A 20,314-nucleotide genomic window follows, 5' to 3' on the forward strand; every position below is an offset into this window, starting at 1 on the left:
TTATTCCATGTTCCATGGCTGTTTTTTGTTATATTCTATTTCCAGCTCTTCCGCCAGATATCCATCACTCATACAATGCATATCTGAAATTCCCTCACTTATCAACTGATACAGCTGTGAATGATAAAAAATACCCAATGCTGTTTCAACAGAAATCCCCATTTTTTCTGCAAATAATTCTACTATCCGTACATATTTCTTTTGTAACAAAATCGGATTAGCATTCATACTTCAAAACTCCTCTCATAATGAAGATGCTCCAAAGACTCCTCTGTGCGAAAACAGATTTGCATATTCGGCTTTTCATACTTCAGTCTGCTAATTGCCTCATTTTTGTCAATCAACTGATCAAAATACAGTTCAACCGTATTGAACACTTTATCATTGGCCACTCCGCCCATAACAATATCATAATCTGAATCATCCTTTTCTCTTCTGCAATTCATAATAAAATCCAGCCATTCTTCAGAATAAGAATCAAATTTCAAAATTTTCAGATTTTCCTGTGCGTTTTCTTCAAACTCAAAGGTTGTAACAATCCCTTGTTTACCGCGCCGTTTGAATTTTCCACACCATTTCACAGCCTGGTCTCTGAGAGGTGTCACATAAAATCCTTTACCAAAATCAACATCTGACCGGGAATGTTTTAAATCTGGATTTTTCACTTCAAGCCATGAGCCATGATATACTATCATTACAAAACACCTCTCTCTTTCATAACCTCAATAATATCATCCACAATATATTCTTTCCCCTGGGTATGAAGTATCTCATATTCCGGAATGATGTAATCATTCAAAATATCACTTTTTTCTGTCAGCGCATCATATACCTTTTCTGCACTTACACCCAGTTTTGCTGCTATATTTTCAATACAAAATATCGCAAACTCCAGTTCTCTTGACTTTTCTATGTTTTGTTTCATCATTCCCAAGGCCTCCTGTATCAGATATCAACACCCAAACAACTTCGCAGTTTTCTCCATCCTCTCTGCGATCGGCACTCCAAACGGGCAGCGGGTTTCGCATTCCTGGCAGCCGATGCATTCGGAGGCTTTGTGCTCCAGAAGTTCATAGTGGGATCTTATGGTTGCGGGGACTTCCGGCTGCATGGTGGCAAGATCGTAGAATTTATTGATCATGGCAATGTCCAGTTCTGCCGCACATGGCTTGCAGTGTCCGCAGTAGGTGCACTCTCCTTTATAGGAATGGAACGGTGCATTGGCGATCACAGACGCGTAATCTTTTTCTCCCTCCTTTGCTGTTTCATATGCTACGGCATCATTGACCTGCTCTTTTGTATCGTAGCCGCACATGATGGAACAGACTGCCGGCCTTGTAAGTGCGTAATGGATGCACTGTACCGGTGTCAGGCTTACACCGAAAGGAGAACGTTTTTCATCAAAAAGTCTTCCACCTGCAAATCCCTTCATAACTGTGATTCCCACATCATTTTCCTCGCATGCTTTGTACAGGCGGGCACGGTCTGCATCGATTCCCTTCAGACTGCTGTCAAACTCTTCTGCAAACATGGTATCAATGTTCTCACTTGCAGGAAGCATGTCAAAAGCAGGATTGATGCTGAAAAGGATCATCTCCACATAGCCGGATTCTGCCGCTTTCTTCGCCACTTTCGGATTATGGGAGCTCATACCGATATGACGGATCACACCTGTTCTCTTCAGTTCCATTACGTAATCCATATATTCAGACTGCTGAAGATCATCCCATTCTTCCTCAGAATCTACGTAATGGATCATTCCAAGATCAATATAATCCGTCTGGAGTCTTTTTAAAAGATCTTCGAATGCAGGACGCACATACTCCATCTCTCTGGTACGGTAATATTGCTCATCCTTCCAGGTTGATCCGATATGTCCCTGGATAAACCATTTGTCACGGTTCTCCTTAATTCCCTCCCCAATGATATTTCTGGATTTCGGGTCCGGCATCCAGCAGTCCAGGATATTGATTCCTTTTGAAGATGCATAATGGATCAGCTCAATACTTTCCTCCTCCGGATGGCGCTCCAGCCATTCTCCTCCAAAACCGATCTCACTGACCTGAAGCTCTGTTTTTCCTAATCTTCTTGTTTTCATTACTTTTTCCTCCTGATCTATTCTATAATTATACTCTTAAATATCTCTGCTGCCTTACTGAATACCGCATGCTTTTTCCATACCAGAGCCTGTCTGGTAGGAAGCTGGGGTTCCAGCGGAAGAAAACATACTTCCGGATCCAGTTCCGGTGCCAGCATCTCTCTGGTTGTCAGAAAATACCCTAACCCCTGCTGTACAAAAGAAATGGGGCTTCCATGAACCACATTATAGGTTGCCGCAATATTTAAGTCCTCCACATCCATTTCTGCCCAGTGCGCAATCTCATTCTGAAGACCAATTCTCTGATGCATGATGAGAGGCATTGTCCTGATATCTTCTTTTGTTATCACTTTTCCGCTGGAAAATGGATCGTCTTTCTTTGCAAGGATTCCCCATTGTGAAATCTCTTTCAGGGAAAAAAAATCGTATTTCATATTGTCAATGGGCTGCAGCATAACTGCAAAATCCAGTGTTCCATGGTTCAATCGCTCCGACACGTCTGTGGCATCTCCACTGTAAAAATGAAACTTCACATCCGGATATCGTTCCCGAAGCTTCGCAGCTGCCCCAAGAACCGATGGCGGCGTACCTCCACCCATATAAATATCTCCGATGACATCTTCCGTATCTGAGCTGATTTCCTGCTGGGTCTTCTCCACCAGTTCCAGGATTTCTTCTGCCCGCTTGCGCAAAAGAACCCCCTCCTCTGTCAGAGTGATCTTCCGTTTTCCACGGATCAGAAGTTTTTTCCCCAGTTTCTTCTCCAGTTCCATCAGTTGCTTTGACAGAGAAGGCTGTGCAATATGCAGGCTCTCTGCTGCCCTTGTGATATTCTCTTCCCTTGCCACTGCCAGAAAATAACGTAATTCACGAACTTCCATAAGCATCTTCCTATCATTCTTATTAGCTATATAATATCATAGTTAATAGGTATTTGCTATTATTTTTCCAAGGATATATACTGTATATGGTATGAGGCAAAAAAGCTTCTGTTTGCATTATCATTTTACTAAAATCAATGAGGTGTTCTTTATGAAATCAAAAAAACAGACCGCAAAGCTGGATATCCTGAACGGTTCTATCTGGAATAAGATTCCTCTGTACGCTCTCCCTGTAGCAGCAACCGGAATTCTGGAACAGCTGTTTAACGCATCGGATATTGCGATCGTAGGAAATTTTGCCAGCACAGACCGTACTGTTGCCATTGCTGCGGTAGGTGCCAACAGCCCTGTGATCGGCGTGATCCTGAATCTTTTCATCGGTCTCTCCCTGGGAACCAATGTTGTCATTGCCAATGCTATCGGGAGAAAAGATGAGCATGAAGTCCAGAAAGCTGTGCACACTTCCGTTCTGGCCGCTTTTCTGGCAGGTATCCTGACTACTTTGCTTGGAGAATGGCTGATCGGAAATTTCTTAAATCTGCTTAATGTTCCGGCAGATGTTTTTCCATATGCACTTTTGTATATCCGTATTTATCTTCTGGGATTGCCTGTGATCTTTCTCTTTAATTTTGAGGCTGCTATTTTCCGCAGTACCGGCGATACCAGGACACCTCTTCTGGCCCTGTTCTGCGGCGGTGTATTGAATGTGCTTTTGAATCTCTTTTTTGTAATCGTCCTTGGAATGAATGTGAACGGAGTTGCCACAGCCACAGTGATCGCCAATATTGTCAGCTCCTCCATTCTTTTTATCAAACTGACAAAAACAGAGAAATGGGTACATCTTGACTTACATAAACTATCCATTGACAGAGCCTGTCTCCTGAAGATCCTGCGGATCGGACTTCCTGCCGGAATCCAGAGTGCCGTATTTAATATCGCCAATCTGGTGATCCAGTCTGCTATCAACAGTCTTGGAACTCTTGTGATCGCAGCATCCAGTGCAGCCTTCAATATTGAGATCCTGGTATATTATGTATTTAATTCATTCAGCCAGGCCTGCACAACATTCGTGGGACAGAATTATGGCGCAAAGCAGATCCGGCGATGCAAAAAAGTTCTGCTGTTATGTGTAGCCGAAGGTCTGGTAACAACTGCTGCAGCTGCTATCCTGATCCTCTCCAGCGGAAAATTCCTGCTCTCCCTGTTTAACAGTGATCCCCAGGTTATTGACATCGGTTATACCCGTCTGGTCATTATCTTTTCCGCATACATTTTCAGTCTGCTCTATGAGATCATGTCCGGCTATCTCCGGGGTTTCGGGATTTCTTTTGTCCCGGCACTACTTACAACCATCGGTGTCTGCGGAACCAGGATTGCATGGGTATATGCCGTATTCCCGAACCACCGCAGTTTTTCCAGCCTGATGATGGTTTATCCTGTCAGCCTGTCCACAACAGCGTTGCTTATTCTCATCGCAGTGCTTGTTTATCATCCGGCCCGCAGATACCAAAACAGGACCGACAGACATTAATCGTCTGCCGGCCCTGTTCTTTCTTAAACTTATACCATATCACTCCGCCGGATGATTCCAATCCCAATAGCATATGGGCCTGTATGCACACCGATGGTAGCTCCGATCCGGTGAATGGGAACTGTCTCTGTTGTTCCGAATTTTTCTTCCAGGCTCTGCATCAGCATTTTCTGGAAGCTCTCCGCTTCTTCATATCCATAGCAGTAACCAATGACCAGGGAACAGTTCTCTGGAGTATACCCGTTCTCTTCCATGTAATCAAGAAGCAGGTCAATGGTTCCTGCCATAGATTTTTTTCTGCCCCTTTTCAGCCCCGGTGAATAAATCTCACCGTCCTTTAAGGTAATCAGCGGTTTTACATTGAGAAGCTTACCTGCAATGCTGGCAACCTTTCCAATGCGTCCGCCGTGCTCCAGATATTCCAGATTTCCTACCGTAAAAAAGATTCTCTGGGTATCTGTCAGCTGGTTCATTCTTTCAATGCCGTCTTTCAGAGTATAACCCAGGTCACGCAATCTGCAGGCTTCCAGCACATAGAGCCCCTGCATCAGCGTACAGGCCAGAGAGTCAATGATCTTCACCTGAATGTCCGGATACTTCTCTGCAAGCATCTTTGCTGCGATCTCTGCGGACTGCATGGAGGAACTAAGCTTGGTTGAAATACAGATACAAAGGATATCTTTTCCCTCTTTTGCCTTTTCTTTAAAAACTTCATAATAATCATTTGGGGACGATGCCGCTGTCAGCGGAAAAACATTGGACTCCGCCACCATTTTCCCGTAAAAATCCTCCAGACGGATTTCTACACCTTCTTTTTTATATTCTTTTCCGTCAAAAGAAACCAGGAAATGCACCTCGCCGATTTCTTTTTCTTTCACGATCTCTTCCGGCAGATCGCAGGAACCGTCACTTACAATAGTAAAATATTTTTCCATAAAAACCCTCTTCACACGATAATAATGTTAATTCTTTTATTATAATCATTTTGACAATTTCTGTCCATGTAAAACTATAACACTTACGGGGATTCCTCATTTTCTCTATCACTTTATTCCATTTGTGAATCCGACTTTTTCTTTACATCTTTTTCCGGTTGTTATAAGATTGCTGTATAAACATCTTTGAATTCTAAGGAGATTGCCATGTCTGATTATATTATCACCCAGATCCGTCAGGCAGATAAATACGGAAATCATCTGGTCGATGAGCTGCTTGCTGCTGAGGGGATCCGAAGGGATGCAAACCTGGATTATACCTGCGGGATGTATGATGATGAGATGAATCTGATCGCAACTGGAAGCTGTTTTGGAAATACCCTCCGCTGCATGGCAGTGAGCCACACCCATCAGGGCGAGGGACTGATGAATTCCATTGTCAGCCACCTGATCGAAGTACAGTTTTCCCGCGGGAACACACATCTTTTTCTCTATACAAAATGTGATTCTGCCAGATTTTTCGGGGATCTTGGATTTTATGAAATCGCCCGGATCAACGGTCAGATCGTTTTTATGGAAAATAAGCGCACCGGCTTTTCCGGTTATCTGAATTCCCTGGAGAAGCAGAAGGAATCTGCTCCCCGCGTTGCTGCCCTTGTGATGAACGCCAATCCCTTTACTCTGGGGCATCAGTATCTGGTGGAAAAAGCCGCTTCTGAAAATGATATCCTTCACCTTTTTATCGTCAGCGAAGATGCCAGCCTGGTTCCTTTTTCCGTGCGTAAGAAACTGGTTATGGAGGGAACCGCACATCTTAAAAACATCCGTTATCACGACAGTGGACCTTACATTATCAGCAACGCCACCTTTCCAAGTTATTTCCAGAAGGATGAGCAGGCTGTGATCGAGAGCCATGCCATGCTGGATCTGACTGTTTTTACAAAAATTGCCTCAGCACTTGGAATCAACAGGCGTTATGTCGGTGAAGAACCCACAAGCCTGGTTACCGGCATCTACAATCAGATCATGTCTGAAAAATTACCGGAAAACGGAATTGAATGTGTGATCGTTCCCCGTAAAGAAAACAAGGGAGCTGTCATCAGTGCCTCCACGGTAAGGCAGGCTCTGAAAGAAGAAAACTGGCCACTTCTAGCGGAACTGGTTCCGGAAACAACACTGAACTATTTCAAAAGCCCAGATGCCAGACCTGTTATCGACAAAATTCAGGCAAGTGAAAATGTAATCCACTATTAACATGATTGATAAGGAGTGAAAACCATGGAAGGTCAGGAAGTTACCATTACCGATATGATGTACTGCCGCGACAGACGCGTACAGATCCAGAATGAATTTATAGAAAAATATCAGAATCCTGTGATCTCTTTTTGCATGAATATTCCAGGGCCCATCAAAACCACACCACTGATCCGGAAGGGCTTCGGATCGGGGAAAGATGCTCTTCTGGCATCTCTTGAAAAAGAAAATCTGGAAGTTCTGGAATCCCGGATTTTTGATGATATCACCGGCCCTGAGATGCTGCTATGTGTTTCTGCTTCTGCTGAAAAGATCAAGGATCTCACCACACAGATTGAAGAAAACCATCCCTACGGCCGACTGTTTGATATGGATGTGATCGGCACAGACGGACAGAAACTTTCCCGTCCTTCGTACCGGAAGTGTCTGATCTGTGACTGCCAGGCACAGGAATGCGCCCGTTCCCGCAAACATACGATCACGGAAATGCAAGATAAAATCGAAGAAATCTTAAGCCGATAATATCGATTATAAACGACACAAAATTATATGCAATCGAACATGAGACATTCTTGATTCGATTATCAAAAGAATATTTTTTATTATAATCAATTATTCACTTAAAACCTTACTACTCCAAGAACCAGTCCTGCGACCAGGCAGATAATGCTGACTTCCCAGATCCACGGAAAACATCTCTTGATATGGTCTTTGATCTCCACATCTGCAAGTCCGATTCCAAGGAAGGTTGCCGGTACGACCGGACTGATGAAGGTTGCACAGTTACGGCATACAACCATAACAATGGCGATATGAGCCGGAAGCACACCGAACTTTCCTGCGATCTCGATCAGTACAGGCATCAGTCCGAAGAAGAAGGAATCGGTATCAAACATCAGTGTCAGCGGTACAGCCAGAACACCAATGATGATCGGCAGGAATCTTCCCATGGACTCCGGAACAAATCCCGCAAGGACGGTTGCCATGTTGTTCATGATTCCTGTATTTTCCATAACTCCCAGGAATACTCCCGCACATAAGATCGTAGAAGACATCATGATCGCAGGACCTGCATGGGATTTGATGATCTTATTCTGCAAAGATGCTCCGTGGAAATTCACAAGTAGCGCAATAGCACAGCCGATCATAAATACGTAATAAGCCGGTACTTTTACGAAAATAAGGCATACGATCACAACAAGTGTAAGGATCAGATTGAACCAGAAAAGCTTTGGTCTTGCATACTCTCTTGTTTCCTCCTGGAGGGTACCGGAAACTTCCTCACCGTCTGCCACTCCGGCACCACATTTCTTCTCCACAAATCCCCAGAACACAGCCGTTGCAAGTGCAATAATGATACCTACGATCTGCATAGGAAGGATCTGCATCCACAGTTTATTTGGCTCGATCCCAAGTACTGTGGCAGCTCTCATGGTAGGTCCGCCCCATGGAAGAAGGTTCATAACACCCATGGATGTGACGCAGATCAGAAGAAGGGTGGTAGGCCATATCTTCAGTTTTTTGTAGATTGGAAGCATGGCCGGTACTGTGATCAGGAAGGTAGCCGCTCCTGCTCCATCCAGATGTGCGATCATGGCAATGATACTTGTCATAAGTGTTACACCCACCACGTTATAACCTACTTTTTTCATTAATGCTCCGATAATCTTATCGAACATTCCCACGTCTGTCATAATTCCGAAAAACAGTACGGAATTTTTCCTTCTTTTCTTTTTATAAAGGGTATATTTGCAATCTTGTTTAATCTGCCCATTGCGTTTTCTTCGTAAGGTTAGTATACTAACCTCGTGCTTTACAATTGAAATTTTATCTACTTTTTATATTTTTCATTTACAGGGAGGATCCGATCATGAAAGAACATTTAAACTGGGCAGTTCTCGGTACCGGTGTGATCGCCAATCAGATGGCGCAGGCACTTCAGAAAATGGGAAAACCGCTGTACGCAGTTGGAAACCGTACTTATGAGAAAGCCGTTGCTTTTGCCAAGAAATACGGTGTGCAGAAAGTTTATTCCGAAATTGATGAAATGTTTACGGATGAAAATGTGGATATTATCTATATCACAAGTCCTCACAATACCCATTATGCCTTTATGAAAAAAGCTCTGCTTCACGGCAAGCATCTTTTTGTGGAAAAATCCATCACTCTTAACAGCCGGGAGCTGGATGAAATGATCGCTCTTGCCAGGGAAAAAAATCTCATCCTTGCTGAGGCCATGACGATCTGGCATATGCCCATTTACAAAAAACTCTGGGAAACAGTTAGAAGTGGTTCTCTTGGAAAAGTCCAGATGATCACCATGAACTTTGGAAGTTTTAAAGAATATAACATGAACAACCGCTTCTTCAATATGAATCTGGCAGGCGGTGCCATGCTGGATATCGGTGTTTACGCCCTTTCCATTGTCCGGAGCTTTATGGATGAAAAACCGGACGAGATCTTAAGTCAGTGGAAGCCCTCTCCTACTGGTTCTGACGAGCAGGCAACCATCCTTCTTAAAAATCCTTCCGGCCAGATGGCAACTGTTGCACTTTCCATGCATTCCAAACAGCCGAAACGTGCCATGATCAGCTGTGAAAAAGGCTATATTGAGATCATGGAATATCCACGTGCAGATAAAGCAGTGATCGTGGATGCAGAGACAGGAGAAAAAACTGAAATTTCCTGCGGTGACACTTCCGATGCACTGCTTTATGAGATGGAGGATATGGAACATGCAGTTCTTACATGTGATACCTCCGGCTTACATCTGAATTATACAAAAGACGTTATGGATATCATGACCTATCTTCGTAAAGAATGGAATATGAAATACCCGGATGAAAACTGGGACTGATCCTGTCTGATATTTTTATCCTCTTTCAACAAGAGGACTCCGACCTCTAAGGGAGGAGATGAATTGCGTCCGTTATTTCTGCCTCTGATATCTGGTCACTGCCAGGATCATGCAGATAAAAACACTCGCAAACATAGCTTCCAGACCGATGCCTTTCCAGACCGATACAGCTGCCTCCCTCGTGAGGTGGCTGTAGCTTCCAAGAGTCTCATTTACCATTTCATACCAGTATACAGGAAGAAACTGAGACACCTTCAGGACATTTCTGTCCATAACATTCATGGGAACAAAAACACCACACAGGAAACACATTCCAAGAGACAGGATATTGGCAATCCCGCTTAACATGTTGCTGTTTTTTACAAAAAGCCCGATCAGATAGGAAAGGGAAAGTGCTACTGCCATCATCACCAGGGTGTTCAGTACATAGTACCCGAAGTTTTCTGACCCCGGAAATGTTTTTCCATACATAAGAATGGCACCTGCCATACCGATTCCCCATAAGCCCCCGCCCATGACAAACATGGCCAGAAGTCCTTCCAGGTTTTGTCTTCTTGCCGAGACTGCTGACGCCTGCATTCTTTCAGGAATATCATTTTTTTTGAAAGCCATCAGCACATATCCCATGACATAGCAGAGTACTGCAAGAAACAGATACGGCATATAGCGAAAATAATAGAGCCATCCTGGGGTACTGCCATTTCCGTCTGTATTCAGCATGGTGACTTCTCCTCTTTTTTCATCCAGGATCGCTGCTGCCGCTTCCTCTTTGGAAAAACCGGCTTCCAGATATGTCCGCATGGTGTTGAGGCAGTTCTCAAGCTGCTGATCTACATAATATGCTGAGTAGGATCCGGGCACTTTTGTCACGGAAATACTTTCCCCGTTTACCATACAGCTCTCATAAAAATTCTCAGGGATCACCACGATATACTCTACATTTCTGTAAAAAAGCTCTTCCTGAAGCTTCTCCCTGCTGTCTTCCAGCATGGTCACATGATGGGTGTTTTCAAGCCATTTTACCAGTCCTTCTGCCAGTGGCCCGTTATCTTTATCCACCACACCAATCTTTATTTTTTCGCTTTCATAACTGGTATAGGTTTCCTTACCGGCTGCTGCCTGAAGTGCCATTGTCACCCCGAAAAAGATGCCCAGATACAGGAGGATCAGACCTGTATTTTTTTTCATAATTCTCATATAGCCTTTAAATACTGTCATAACGTTCCCTCCTGACCATGAAAAAGGATGCCATCACCAGCACCACACACATCACTGCCAGTGTAGCCAGACTTCTGTAATATCTGGCTGTATCATCATATACATTGATACAGTAAAACGCATCGGCGATCAGTGATGCCGGATTGATCCGGTTTACAAACGGGGCGCTTTTTTCCACCATATCTTTCATGTTTCCATTCATCAGTCCCGCAAGGAAACTGCTTACCATGGAGATTCCAAGCATGATCCCGATCTTGGCACCTTCCTGCATTTTTCCGAAACTGCCGATAAACATTCCCATGGACACACCGATAAGACTTCCGAAAAAAGATACCACCAGCATTTTTCCCATCTGTCCCTGAAAATCCAGATTGAGAATGTACCGGAGATACAGGATCAGAATGATCACGTCCACATAGCCCAGGGCAAAAGATGCAAGCTGGTCTGTAAGAATCAGTTTCAGCTTATGAGTTGGCGTCACGCAACGCCTGGCTGCCAGAGGTGTGATGTTAGCCTGAATCCCCATAGCAGAGCCAAAGCCGATAAAACATCCGTACAGACAGGCCATGGCGATCAGTGCGTAAAAAAACTGCACATTTCCGTCAATGGTACGGCCCCCAAGTGATACTTCTTTTACCAGGCTGCCGGAACTTAACAGGGTCTTCATGGTTTCCACATCCATCTGGGGATTTTTTTCCATAATGTTAGTGATGGTCATTCTGGTGTTTTCGCAGCTGTCGAGAACCGTCTGGAGGATGCTCTCCTCCATTCCGGTTCCTGCTACTGTAAGAGAAGGTTCTTTTCCTACATAATAAATTCCTTTTACTTTTTTATCCTGTAATGCTTCCAAAGCTTCCTTTTCCGGCATTTCTTCTGCTTTTAAAAGATCCGGGCTGCTTTTTTTCACCTCATCCAGATATGTCATAAAAAACGGATCTGCGGAATCTTCCTTCACCACTGCCACCGGAACCGTCTGAAAATCTGCTTCATTGATATTTCCAAATGCAAAGTAGAAAAAAGTTCCAAGCACAAGTGGAAAAACCAGCGGCCAGAAGATGATATTAAAATTCCGGATCTTAGAAAGAAAACTGTATTTCAGTAAATGCAACATCTCCGATCCCCTCCTAATCTCTCAGCTGTTTTCCGGTGATCTCCAGAAATACATCGTTCAGTGTTGGAAGCTCGGAAAAGACTCTTCCAAAAGAAATATCCTGGCTTTGCAGATAATTGAGAAGCCGGATCAGGTTATGCTTGGCATCGGTACAGCGCACGATCAGCACCTGTTTTTCATACTGTACATCAAACACATGATCCAGTGTGCGAATATCCTGGAGATTTTTTTCTTCCAGGGCAATGGCTTCCACTGTGATGGTCTCTCCTGTTTTGATCATCTGCTTCAGTTCTTCTTTTGTTCCCTGGGCGATGACTCTTCCGTGGTCCATAATGGCGATTCTGGTGCAGATCTGCTCCACCTCTTCCATGTAGTGGGAAGTATAGATAATCGTGGAACCCTGCCGGTTCAGAGTCTGGATTCCTTCCAGGATCTTGTTTCTGCTCTGGGGATCCACGGCTACCGTTGGCTCATCCATAATGATCAGTCTTGGTTTGTGAGCGATCCCGCAGGCAATGTTCAGTCGGCGCAGAAGGCCTCCGGAAAGTTTCTTCGGGTGCATTTTCCGGAAATCTTCCAGGCCTGTAAATTCAATGGCTTCCTCCACCAGCTCTTTTCTTCGTTTTTTGTCTCTTATGTAAAGGCCGCAGAAATAATCGATGTTTTCCTGTACTGTCAACTCCTCGAAAACGGCTACATTCTGAAGCACGATGCCAATCTGTTCTTTGATCTTATAACTGTCCGGTTTCATCTCTTCTCCGAAAATTTCCACCTGTCCTCTGTCGTATTTCAGCAGGGATAACAGACAGCTGATGGCCGTTGTTTTTCCAGAACCGTTTGGGCCAAGTAATCCGAAGATCTCGCCTTCCCGAATATCCAGATCCAGATGATTCAGTGCAGTAAGATCACCGTACCGTTTTACCAGATTTTCTATGTGAACCATACCCTGTGGCATATGTTTTCCTCCTTTTTCACAGTCCGTTAAACGGGACTTTTCTGTTTTATCTCAAAAATTTACATTTCTTTTATGATGCCATTATAACTTATTCTTCTGTATGCTCCAAGTGTGTGATGTCATTACCTGCAGATGACAAATGTCATGTCTTTTGTAAGAGCGTAGATTTTTCTTTGCAGGAAGGAGCTGGTATACTATAATAAAAATACATTGCTGTAATTCCGGGAAAGGAGGGTTTATTTTTTATGCGTTATTTTACAGATTCCGCTATATTGCTTTTATACAGTATGCTGGCATTTTTTTATGTACCGGCAGACCAGGCCCTTGTATTCTCCCTCCTTTTTACAGTGATCCTTGGATGCGTTACTTATCTGTGCAGGGCATCTGAAACAGAATCCTGGTCCCACAATTCTTTACCAGTGCTGAAACGCTTCGACAACAGGATCCTGGTTCTCACCGGAAGTTATGTGATCTTTGGGTTCTCTTCCCTGTGGATCCCGGATCTTCTTTTATTTTTCCCCCTGCTTCTGTATCAGACTTTATCTGCCGGGCTTTTTCCTCTGGCAGTGGTGGAATTTCCATTCTGGGGACTCCTCGCTTTTCGTTTCCATAAGTTTCCGGAATTTCTCTGTCTCGCCGGGATCTTTGGTTTTATCCTCGCGTTTTTTCTTTGGTCTCATACCAGACAATATGAGATCCTTACCCGGAATTTCCGCCAGAGCCGTGATGACAGCGAAGAACACGCACTTCTTCTTTCCGAAAAAAACAAGGCGCTTCTGGAAAAACAGGATTATGAGATCTATGCTGCAACTCTCAGGGAGCGAAACCGGATCGCGCGAGAGATCCACGACAACGTAGGCCATGTGCTCTCTCGCTCCATTCTTATGACTGCGGCCTGCAAAACCATCAACAAAAATGAAGCACTTGATCCGCTTCTTGGAAATCTGGAAGAATCTCTGAACGGTGCCATGAACAGCATCCGTTCCAGTGTCCATGATCTTCACGATGATGCGGTGAATCTGGAAGATGCCATAAAGGGACTTGTAAAAGATTTCACCTTCTGCCCGGTAACTCTTACTTATGATATGTCCAGACAGGTTCCAAGAGAGGTGAAATACAGTCTGATCAGTATTACAAAAGAGGGGCTTTCCAATGTGATGCGACATAGTAATGCGGATTCCGTAAATATCCTTCTCCGGGAGCATCCTGCACTTTATCAGCTGTGCATTGAGGATAATGGTACGCTGGGAAGTAAAATTCCGGATATACAAACGGATGCGGACAGCAATAAAATGGAAACTGTTTCTGGCGGCATGGGACTGTCCAATATCCGGGACCGTGTGAAAGCGCTGGGTGGTACGGTCCAGATTACACAGGAGAAGGGTTTTCGGATCTTTGTGACGATTCCGAAATCTGGTTCTAATTAAGACAAACAGGAGATTTTAACATGAAGATTATAATCGTAGACGATGACTGCCTGGTTGCAGGTGCATTAAAAACCATTCTTGAGGCAAATCCGGATATCCAGGTGGCTGCCACCGGCTCTGATGGTGAAGAGGCCTGCTCCCTGTATAAAGAATATCTTCCGGATATCATTCTGATGGATATCCGTATGAAAGGAATGGACGGACTGGAAGCTTCCAGAAAGATCCTGGGTGAATTTCCTGAGGCAAAAATTCTTCTTCTCACTACATTTTCTGATGATGAATATATTATAAAAGCTCTCCGCCTCGGCACAAAGGGCTATCTCCTAAAGCAGGATTACGCCAGCATTCTTCCGGCTCTCCAGGCAGTTTATTCCGGTCAGACCGTATTCGGTACAGAGATCATGTCCAAGATCCCGGAGCTTCTGCAGTCTTCCGACGGATTTGATTATGCTTCCAGAAATATCAGCGAACGGGAACTGGATATCATCCGGCTGATCGCCAATGGATACAGCAATAAGGAAATTGCCGCGGAACTTTTTCTCAGCGAAGGAACGGTACGGAATTATCTCAGTTCCATTCTGGATAAACTGCAGCTGAGGGACCGGACACAGGTTGCGGTGTTTTATTATCAGCATAGATAAGGAGAACTACAATGAACCGCTATCTTACTATCCATATCCCGGAAACATCTGCCCCGGCACCTGTCTCCCACTTTCTTCGCACCCAGGCCGGTCTTACAAAAAAGCAGATCAGCCAGGCGAAGTTCCGTCCCGGTGGTGTCCAAAAAAACGGACAGCAGTGCCGGGTGACGGAAACTGCTTATCCAGGGGATCAGATTACGGTATGTCTGGAAACGAATGATGTTGACTCTGCACAGCTGGAATCTGCTCCAGCTCCACAGTTTCTTCCTGAACTGGAAATCCTATACGAAGACCAGGATATCCTCGCAGTAAACAAACCTGCCGGGATCGTCACCCATCCTTCCGGTTCCCACTACAGCGACAGCCTCTCCAACCAGGTTGCCGCCTATTTCCGTTCCAAAGGTGAATCTACCAAAGTCCGCTCTATTGGACGGCTGGATAAAGAAACTTCCGGTATCCTGCTCTTTGCTAGGAATCAGACTGCTGCTGCCAGATTACAAAAACAGCGGGAAAGTGGAATTTCAGAGAAAACCTACCTGGCTGCGGTTTCCGGTTCCATGCCGGAAGATACAGATGGAGCGTTTCATAGGATCACAACTCCCCTTGCCCCAGATCCAAAGAACCGTCTGAAAATGGTGATCTCTCCGGACGGTTCCCTTCCAGGCAGCAAACCGGCAGAAACTTTATATTCCGTCCTGAAATCCACTGCCCCCGATTCCAGGATCTCTGCATCCCTTGTAATGCTCCGCCTGAAAACCGGCCGCACCCATCAGATCCGTGTCCACATGGCATCTCTGGGGCATCCGCTTCTGGGTGATTCCCTGTACCATTTATCGGACACAACAAATCTTTTTTCCCGTGCTGCACTCCACGCATGGAAACTTAAATTTCAGCCACCTTTTCCAAATGGTGAAACGACTTCCAGCCCCCTCTCTTCCATGCCCTGCACTGAAAATGCCAAAAAAGAAATCTCCCTGGAAGCACCCCTTCCGGAAGATTTCAAAAAATTCTATGAGACGATATTCTGAAGCCATACGCCTTTTTTTACAAGGATAAATCCGATGACACATTTCAGCATATCCGCCACCTGGACCATTGCGTAAATCCCAAGTACAGGGAGTCCTGTAAAACGGCTTAAGGTAAATGCGATCGTCACACTTACCACCCAGATAAACACACTGTCAAACAGGAATGTGATAATAGTTTTTCCACCAGAGCGCAACGTGAAATACGCTGCATGTAAGAACGCATTCTGCGGCATGAAAAATGCTGTGATCATAATAAAATATTTCGCCAGAGTACGGGCCTCGGCATTGGTGTTGTAAAGTCTTGGAAACAGTGGTGCCATCACAAACATCACGGCTGCCACACAGGTACAGCAGAACACCGAGAATGCGATCATCTTGTTGTCCGTATCTCTGGCTTCCTTCATCTTACCGGCACCAAGAAGCTGTCCTACAACAATGGCTACAGAATCTCCCAGCGCAATAAATACGATGTTAAACACATTGTTGATCGTATTGGAAATATTTAATCCAGCTACTACATTCAATCCCCGGACGGAATAACACTGCGTCAGCATGGCCACTCCTGCTGCCCATAAAGTCTCATTGAGAAGCAGCGGTGTTCCCTTGATCAGGATCTTCTTTGTCAGATTTGCAGGGACCTTCAATGTTGAGTACAATCCCTTAGCAAAAATATTCTTCTCCGTATGCTTATGTGTCCATATCAGGACAATGCACGCTTCCACATATCTAGAAAGCACCGTCGCAACAGCAGCACCTCTCACTCCCAGTTCCGGAAATCCAAATTTACCATAGATCAGAAGATAGTTAAATGTCAGATTGATCAGCACCGCTACAATCCCCGCTTTCATGGGAAGCACGGTCTCACCGCACTCACGTAAGGTACTCGCATAGACCTGCACCATCATAAATGGAGGCAGTCCCAGAAGCATGATCCATAAATATTGTCTTCCGTAGACAAGTGTATCCCGGATCTCCTGTGCGGTTCCGTCACCTTTTAAATACATACTGATCAGCGAATCCCCTGCTGTGAGAAACAGTACGATGGTGACCGCTGTCAGGATCACTGCCATCCACAGTTTATAACGAAATGTCTGACGGACACCCTCGTGATCTTTCTGCCCGAAATACTGGGCTGTAAAAATTCCCGCACCGGATACCCCTCCGAAAATGCAGAGATTATACACAAAGATCAGCTGATTGACGATTGCCGCACCGGACATCTGCTCTGTACCGATCCGCCCGATCATAATATTATCCAGAAGACTGACAAAATTTGTGATTCCATTCTGGATCATGATCGGCACCGCAATGGACAAAACCATCAGATAAAACTTCTTATCCCCTACGAACTTCCGGAAAAAAGATGTTTTTTCTTTTACCTTCTCCATAATTTTCCCCCTTGTTCTTTTCGTTTTCCTCCATCCAAAATTCTTCACAAAAAGAAGACTGCTCCTCCGAAACAGTCTTCTTTTTCGTAAGCGTTGTAGCTACTACATTACTACAAACATTTTCTTTTTTCAATAGCTTTTTTAATATCTTTTTACTCTACCATCCGGCTCTCATCTGCAATGTATTCGAAGAAGTCGAAGTCTGCACATTTTTTGTGGAGAACGCGGTCTGCACAGGTGATTCCCACCATGGTTCCTGTGAACTCTCCGTACTTACAGTACTCATCAGAAAATCTTGTAGTGTCAAAGATACGTCCGATCTTTTCATAAGTTTCTCCGTCATAGCTCCACTCGAACCAGGATTTTCTTCCCTCTATATAAAGTCTCAGATAAACCGGTTTATCTTCTACCGGGATTCTGGTATTCAGGAACTCTGTTTTTTCTCCATTTTCCAGATGGATGATGGACAGGGCGCTCTGTCCCAGGGTTTCACTGTAATATTTCCGGAGATTGATGTAATTCATGTTGTCGTAATACAGGATCAGACCTGCGCTGTGCTGGTGTACTTCCGGTGTGAATTCCATTTTTGTGGTGATCCGTGCGTATACGCTTGTAAGCTTTCTGGCCAGGATACTTACTTTGTTGAGAGAGGTTCTGGATTCCTGTCCACGAAGGCGTACATAACCTTTTCTTGCTTTCACATCTGCAAAACGCTGGGGCATGATCCTTGGAGAATAATAGAAGTTCCCAAGTTCATCTCCATCAAAATCGTCAAAATCCGGAGTTTTTTCCACCGGGTATTCCGGAAGGGAGGTTTCCGGCACTTCGATCTTCGCCAGATTGCTTCCATCTGCCATGCGGAGCCAGTTGTCTTCGGTCCACATCATTTTCTGAATGGCCGTCTCTCTTCCAAGTGTACAGCGAAGTTCCGGTACAAAAGGTCTGGAGCAGAGATGGACCAGATAAACTTCTCCTGTGGGAAGTTCCACATAGCTTCCATGACCGGATTTCTGAAGTACAGAGTCCGGATTATAGTACTTTGGTTTCAGATGGTCTGGATCCTGGCGCTCGTAGGATTCTCCCGGAACACTGGTAACGATGGGATTCTTCGGATCTTTTTCATATGGGCCCCAGACATTTTTGGAACGTCCCATGGTAACGCAGTGATTATATCCGGTGCCACCCTCTGCACACATGATATAGTAATACTCGCCTCGTTTTGTGAGATGCGGTGCCTCGATGCAGCCTCTGTCTGTACCGCCTCTCCAGATCCGCTTCGGATAACCGATGATCTCTTTTTTCTCAGGAGAATATTCTACCATACAGATAGCCCCTGGCTTCTCGTAGCCTTCCCTTGTTTCCCACTCCAGGGATACCACGTATTTTTTGCCGTTGGTGTCATGGAAAAGTGACGCATCAAAACCGGAGGAATGAAGGTAAACCGGCTCGCTCCACGGTCCGCGGATATCTTTTGCACAGATCAGGAAATTATCCACATCAAAATATCTGGCGTTCATGGAATTCATCACTCCATAGACAACGTAGAACATATCCTCTTCCTCGCAGTAGGTCAGGCAGGGAGCCCAGATTCCTTTTGCACTTGGAAGTTTTTTGAGATCTACTTTTTCATCGTCTGTAATTACATGTGTGTACAGCTCCCAGTTTTTCAGGTCTCTGGAATGGTAGACCGGGATTCCCGGAAACCACTCAAATGTGGAAACTGCCATATAGTAATCGTCGCCTTTTCTGCAGATACAGGGGTCCGGATTAAAACCCGGAAGTATTGGATTTACGATCATTTTATTTTCCTCCTTTATCAGCCGGAAACCAGCCAAAGTCATAACATCTTCCCAGATCCCAGCTGTCCCATCCGATCCAGCCCGGAGTGTTTACGGTATCCGTGAGAAGCTTGTAGCTCCAGTAAAAATATCCGCTGCCTTTTTCCCAGAGTTCCAGCTGTGCTTTTGCCAGCGTCTCATATATCTCTTTTTTCTCTTCCGGTGAAAGACTTTCCTGCCGGCTTCCTTCTACACCGTTAAGAACGCTCTGGCCGCCTTTTGTATCGCAGCCACATGCAAGGGAATTGAACAGGCACCATTCACCGCAGATCACCGGGAAATATTTTTCCATCTCTGTAATCTGTGGCTGCAGTTCTTCTTTGATATATTTTAAGTATCCTTCAACCGTCTGGCTGCAACCTCTTGCCTCCGCAACCATGAGATACTGGTGGGTATCCAGGATCACATTGGAATATTTTTCTTCCTGCATAAAATCTTTCCACGCCATCAGTTCAAAACCATCGTGTATCACAACATATTTATCTTTTGGCATATACTCACTGATGCGGTCATATGCATCCAGATAAAACTGTCTCAGGAAATCCATTGTGATGGGTGCAGACCCTTTTGCCAATTCCGGATCTGCCGGTGCATAACGATTCTGCACATCCATAGTCTCCCACATATTTTCTGTGATCGGCTCATTTAATGGCTGGATCCCAAACAGGCCTTTTCTGTTTCCGTATCTTTTTGCAAGACGTTCCAGAACCCTGAGAGTAAATTCCACTTCATCCGGATTCTGTGCCCATTTACATACGCCGCTGATACCGCCGTTGTCAAAACCGTTCTGGCTTAATGGTACAGAATGAAGATCGATGAGAATGGTAAGTCCATATTTTTCCGCCCAGTTAAAGGCTTTATCCAATTCTTCGATACATCCGATAAATGGTTTCCGGTCACCGAAGATAAAGTATGGCACCGGGATCCTGATGGACTCCATCCCCATCCTCTTTATGGTTATAAAATCACGCTCTGTAATGTATTCTGAACGATGGATCTTTATCCTTGCCTCATATACCTCCGGTGAAAGCTGTGTGGGAAGATAATATTCATCTTCTGCGGTGGTTCCCTCAAATAATACCGGACTCATCCATTTTTCCAGTACCAGCCAGTTTCCAAGATTAACGCCTTTGATGTTCACTCTCTGATCTC

At 44.7% G+C, this 20,314-nt stretch carries 20 protein-coding genes; 7 read left to right on the top strand and 13 right to left on the bottom strand.

The window, feature by feature from the left end:
* The 5 genes from KQI39_RS06030 to KQI39_RS06050 are packed head-to-tail and all read right to left on the bottom strand — an operon-like array spanning position 1 to position 2,979.
* Positions 1-228, bottom strand: coding sequence for a DUF3791 domain-containing protein (locus tag KQI39_RS06030; protein ID WP_021976135.1), 228 nt, complete (start codon positions 226-228; stop codon positions 1-3).
* Positions 225-695 (bottom strand): DUF3990 domain-containing protein, encoded by a 471-nt coding sequence (locus tag KQI39_RS06035; RefSeq protein WP_118063129.1) that lies wholly within the window; start codon positions 693-695, stop codon positions 225-227. The genes KQI39_RS06030 and KQI39_RS06035 overlap by 4 nt, the downstream gene beginning before the upstream one ends.
* Entirely contained in the window at positions 695-928 is a 234-nt protein-coding gene (locus tag KQI39_RS06040; RefSeq protein WP_021976137.1) for a DUF3791 domain-containing protein, read from the bottom strand. Before KQI39_RS06040 ends, KQI39_RS06035 begins: the two co-directional genes overlap by 1 nt.
* A gap of 24 nt (positions 929-952) precedes the next feature.
* Positions 953-2,098, bottom strand: a complete 1,146-nt coding sequence (locus KQI39_RS06045) for an aldo/keto reductase (protein ID WP_216417198.1) — start codon at positions 2,096-2,098, stop codon at positions 953-955.
* A 17-nt stretch (positions 2,099-2,115) separates the two neighbouring features.
* Entirely contained in the window at positions 2,116-2,979 is an 864-nt protein-coding gene (locus tag KQI39_RS06050) for a LysR family transcriptional regulator (RefSeq protein ID WP_118071658.1), read from the bottom strand.
* A gap of 151 nt (positions 2,980-3,130) precedes the next feature.
* Between KQI39_RS06050 and KQI39_RS06055 the strand changes: the two genes are divergently transcribed.
* The gene (locus KQI39_RS06055) at positions 3,131-4,510 is read left to right on the top strand and encodes an MATE family efflux transporter (RefSeq protein WP_118071657.1); all 1,380 of its coding nucleotides are present in this window, start codon (positions 3,131-3,133) and stop codon (positions 4,508-4,510) included.
* Between the two features lie 29 nt (positions 4,511-4,539).
* On the opposite strand, the gene KQI39_RS06060 is transcribed toward KQI39_RS06055, so the two are convergent.
* Positions 4,540-5,445, bottom strand: a complete 906-nt coding sequence (locus KQI39_RS06060; protein ID WP_216417200.1) for a DegV family protein — start codon at positions 5,443-5,445, stop codon at positions 4,540-4,542.
* Between the two features lie 207 nt (positions 5,446-5,652).
* Here KQI39_RS06060 and citC point away from each other — a divergent pair, with 207 nt between their 5' ends.
* Positions 5,653-6,699, top strand: a complete 1,047-nt coding sequence (citC, locus tag KQI39_RS06065) for a [citrate (pro-3S)-lyase] ligase (RefSeq protein WP_216417202.1) — start codon at positions 5,653-5,655, stop codon at positions 6,697-6,699.
* A 24-nt stretch (positions 6,700-6,723) separates the two neighbouring features.
* Positions 6,724-7,221: a citrate lyase holo-[acyl-carrier protein] synthase gene (citX, locus tag KQI39_RS06070; RefSeq protein WP_216417204.1), complete on the top strand. Its 498-nt coding sequence runs from the start codon at positions 6,724-6,726 to the stop codon at positions 7,219-7,221.
* Positions 7,222-7,319: 98 nt separating this feature from the next.
* On the opposite strand, the gene KQI39_RS06075 is transcribed toward citX, so the two are convergent.
* Positions 7,320-8,525, bottom strand: coding sequence for a CitMHS family transporter (locus tag KQI39_RS06075; RefSeq protein ID WP_330653960.1), 1,206 nt, complete (start codon positions 8,523-8,525; stop codon positions 7,320-7,322).
* A 44-nt stretch (positions 8,526-8,569) separates the two neighbouring features.
* On the opposite strand from KQI39_RS06075, the gene KQI39_RS06080 reads away from it, so the two are divergent.
* Positions 8,570-9,556, top strand: coding sequence for a Gfo/Idh/MocA family protein (locus KQI39_RS06080; RefSeq protein WP_216417207.1), 987 nt, complete (start codon positions 8,570-8,572; stop codon positions 9,554-9,556).
* Positions 9,557-9,628: 72 nt separating this feature from the next.
* On the opposite strand, the gene KQI39_RS06085 is transcribed toward KQI39_RS06080, so the two are convergent.
* Genes KQI39_RS06085 through KQI39_RS06095 form a run of 3 tightly spaced genes read right to left on the bottom strand, consistent with a single transcriptional unit; the run spans position 9,629 to position 12,828 of the window.
* The gene (locus KQI39_RS06085) at positions 9,629-10,774 is read right to left on the bottom strand and encodes an ABC transporter permease (protein WP_216417209.1); all 1,146 of its coding nucleotides are present in this window, start codon (positions 10,772-10,774) and stop codon (positions 9,629-9,631) included.
* Positions 10,761-11,885 (bottom strand): ABC transporter permease, encoded by a 1,125-nt coding sequence (locus KQI39_RS06090; protein ID WP_216417211.1) that lies wholly within the window; start codon positions 11,883-11,885, stop codon positions 10,761-10,763. Before KQI39_RS06090 ends, KQI39_RS06085 begins: the two co-directional genes overlap by 14 nt.
* A 13-nt stretch (positions 11,886-11,898) precedes the next feature.
* Entirely contained in the window at positions 11,899-12,828 is a 930-nt protein-coding gene (locus tag KQI39_RS06095; protein WP_216417243.1) for an ABC transporter ATP-binding protein, read from the bottom strand.
* Between the two features lie 257 nt (positions 12,829-13,085).
* On the opposite strand from KQI39_RS06095, the gene KQI39_RS06100 reads away from it, so the two are divergent.
* Genes KQI39_RS06100 through KQI39_RS06110 form a run of 3 tightly spaced genes read left to right on the top strand, consistent with a single transcriptional unit; the run spans position 13,086 to position 15,936 of the window.
* Positions 13,086-14,267, top strand: coding sequence for a sensor histidine kinase (locus KQI39_RS06100; protein WP_216417213.1), 1,182 nt, complete (start codon positions 13,086-13,088; stop codon positions 14,265-14,267).
* Positions 14,268-14,287: 20 nt separating this feature from the next.
* Positions 14,288-14,908, top strand: coding sequence for a response regulator (locus KQI39_RS06105; RefSeq protein WP_216417215.1), 621 nt, complete (start codon positions 14,288-14,290; stop codon positions 14,906-14,908).
* 11 nt (positions 14,909-14,919) lie between these two features.
* Positions 14,920-15,936: an RluA family pseudouridine synthase gene (locus tag KQI39_RS06110; protein ID WP_216417217.1), complete on the top strand. Its 1,017-nt coding sequence runs from the start codon at positions 14,920-14,922 to the stop codon at positions 15,934-15,936.
* Here KQI39_RS06110 and KQI39_RS06115 read toward each other — a convergent pair.
* The 3 genes from KQI39_RS06115 to KQI39_RS06125 form a co-directional block, all read right to left on the bottom strand.
* Positions 15,918-17,324, bottom strand: coding sequence for an MATE family efflux transporter (locus KQI39_RS06115; RefSeq protein ID WP_216417219.1), 1,407 nt, complete (start codon positions 17,322-17,324; stop codon positions 15,918-15,920). The two genes, KQI39_RS06110 and KQI39_RS06115, sit on opposite strands and share 19 nt — an antisense overlap.
* Before the next feature lie 152 nt (positions 17,325-17,476).
* Positions 17,477-19,123 carry a glycoside hydrolase family 43 protein gene (locus KQI39_RS06120; RefSeq protein WP_216417221.1) on the bottom strand — a complete coding sequence of 549 codons (1,647 nt, stop codon included), beginning with the start codon at positions 19,121-19,123 and terminating at the stop codon, positions 17,477-17,479.
* A 1-nt stretch (position 19,124) separates the two neighbouring features.
* Positions 19,125-20,303: a glycoside hydrolase family 5 protein gene (locus tag KQI39_RS06125; protein WP_216417223.1), complete on the bottom strand. Its 1,179-nt coding sequence runs from the start codon at positions 20,301-20,303 to the stop codon at positions 19,125-19,127.
* Positions 20,304-20,314 lie beyond the last annotated feature (11 nt).

It is taken from the genome of Blautia sp. MSJ-36, assembly GCF_018917985.1.
Classification (GTDB): domain Bacteria; phylum Bacillota; class Clostridia; order Lachnospirales; family Lachnospiraceae; genus Blautia_A.

What these genes read in the sequence shown, in the direction of transcription:
- KQI39_RS06080 (WP_216417207.1), top strand. Translation starts at nt 8,570, where the DNA reads ATGAAAGAACATTTAAACTGGGCAGTTCTCGGTACCGGTGTGATCGCC.
- citX (WP_216417204.1), top strand. Translation starts at nt 6,724, where the DNA reads ATGGAAGGTCAGGAAGTTACCATTACCGATATGATGTACTGCCGCGAC.
- KQI39_RS06120 (WP_216417221.1), bottom strand. Translation starts at nt 19,123, where the DNA reads ATGATCGTAAATCCAATACTTCCGGGTTTTAATCCGGACCCCTGTATC.
- KQI39_RS06055 (WP_118071657.1), top strand. Translation starts at nt 3,131, where the DNA reads ATGAAATCAAAAAAACAGACCGCAAAGCTGGATATCCTGAACGGTTCT.
- KQI39_RS06090 (WP_216417211.1), bottom strand. Translation starts at nt 11,885, where the DNA reads ATGTTGCATTTACTGAAATACAGTTTTCTTTCTAAGATCCGGAATTTT.
- KQI39_RS06035 (WP_118063129.1), bottom strand. Translation starts at nt 695, where the DNA reads ATGATAGTATATCATGGCTCATGGCTTGAAGTGAAAAATCCAGATTTA.
- KQI39_RS06105 (WP_216417215.1), top strand. Translation starts at nt 14,288, where the DNA reads ATGAAGATTATAATCGTAGACGATGACTGCCTGGTTGCAGGTGCATTA.
- KQI39_RS06030 (WP_021976135.1), bottom strand. Translation starts at nt 228, where the DNA reads ATGAATGCTAATCCGATTTTGTTACAAAAGAAATATGTACGGATAGTA.
- citC (WP_216417202.1), top strand. Translation starts at nt 5,653, where the DNA reads ATGTCTGATTATATTATCACCCAGATCCGTCAGGCAGATAAATACGGA.
- KQI39_RS06100 (WP_216417213.1), top strand. Translation starts at nt 13,086, where the DNA reads ATGCGTTATTTTACAGATTCCGCTATATTGCTTTTATACAGTATGCTG.
- KQI39_RS06060 (WP_216417200.1), bottom strand. Translation starts at nt 5,445, where the DNA reads ATGGAAAAATATTTTACTATTGTAAGTGACGGTTCCTGCGATCTGCCG.
- KQI39_RS06115 (WP_216417219.1), bottom strand. Translation starts at nt 17,324, where the DNA reads ATGGAGAAGGTAAAAGAAAAAACATCTTTTTTCCGGAAGTTCGTAGGG.
- KQI39_RS06085 (WP_216417209.1), bottom strand. Translation starts at nt 10,774, where the DNA reads ATGACAGTATTTAAAGGCTATATGAGAATTATGAAAAAAAATACAGGT.
- KQI39_RS06050 (WP_118071658.1), bottom strand. Translation starts at nt 2,979, where the DNA reads ATGGAAGTTCGTGAATTACGTTATTTTCTGGCAGTGGCAAGGGAAGAG.
- KQI39_RS06040 (WP_021976137.1), bottom strand. Translation starts at nt 928, where the DNA reads ATGATGAAACAAAACATAGAAAAGTCAAGAGAACTGGAGTTTGCGATA.
- KQI39_RS06095 (WP_216417243.1), bottom strand. Translation starts at nt 12,828, where the DNA reads ATGGTTCACATAGAAAATCTGGTAAAACGGTACGGTGATCTTACTGCA.
- KQI39_RS06045 (WP_216417198.1), bottom strand. Translation starts at nt 2,098, where the DNA reads ATGAAAACAAGAAGATTAGGAAAAACAGAGCTTCAGGTCAGTGAGATC.
- KQI39_RS06110 (WP_216417217.1), top strand. Translation starts at nt 14,920, where the DNA reads ATGAACCGCTATCTTACTATCCATATCCCGGAAACATCTGCCCCGGCA.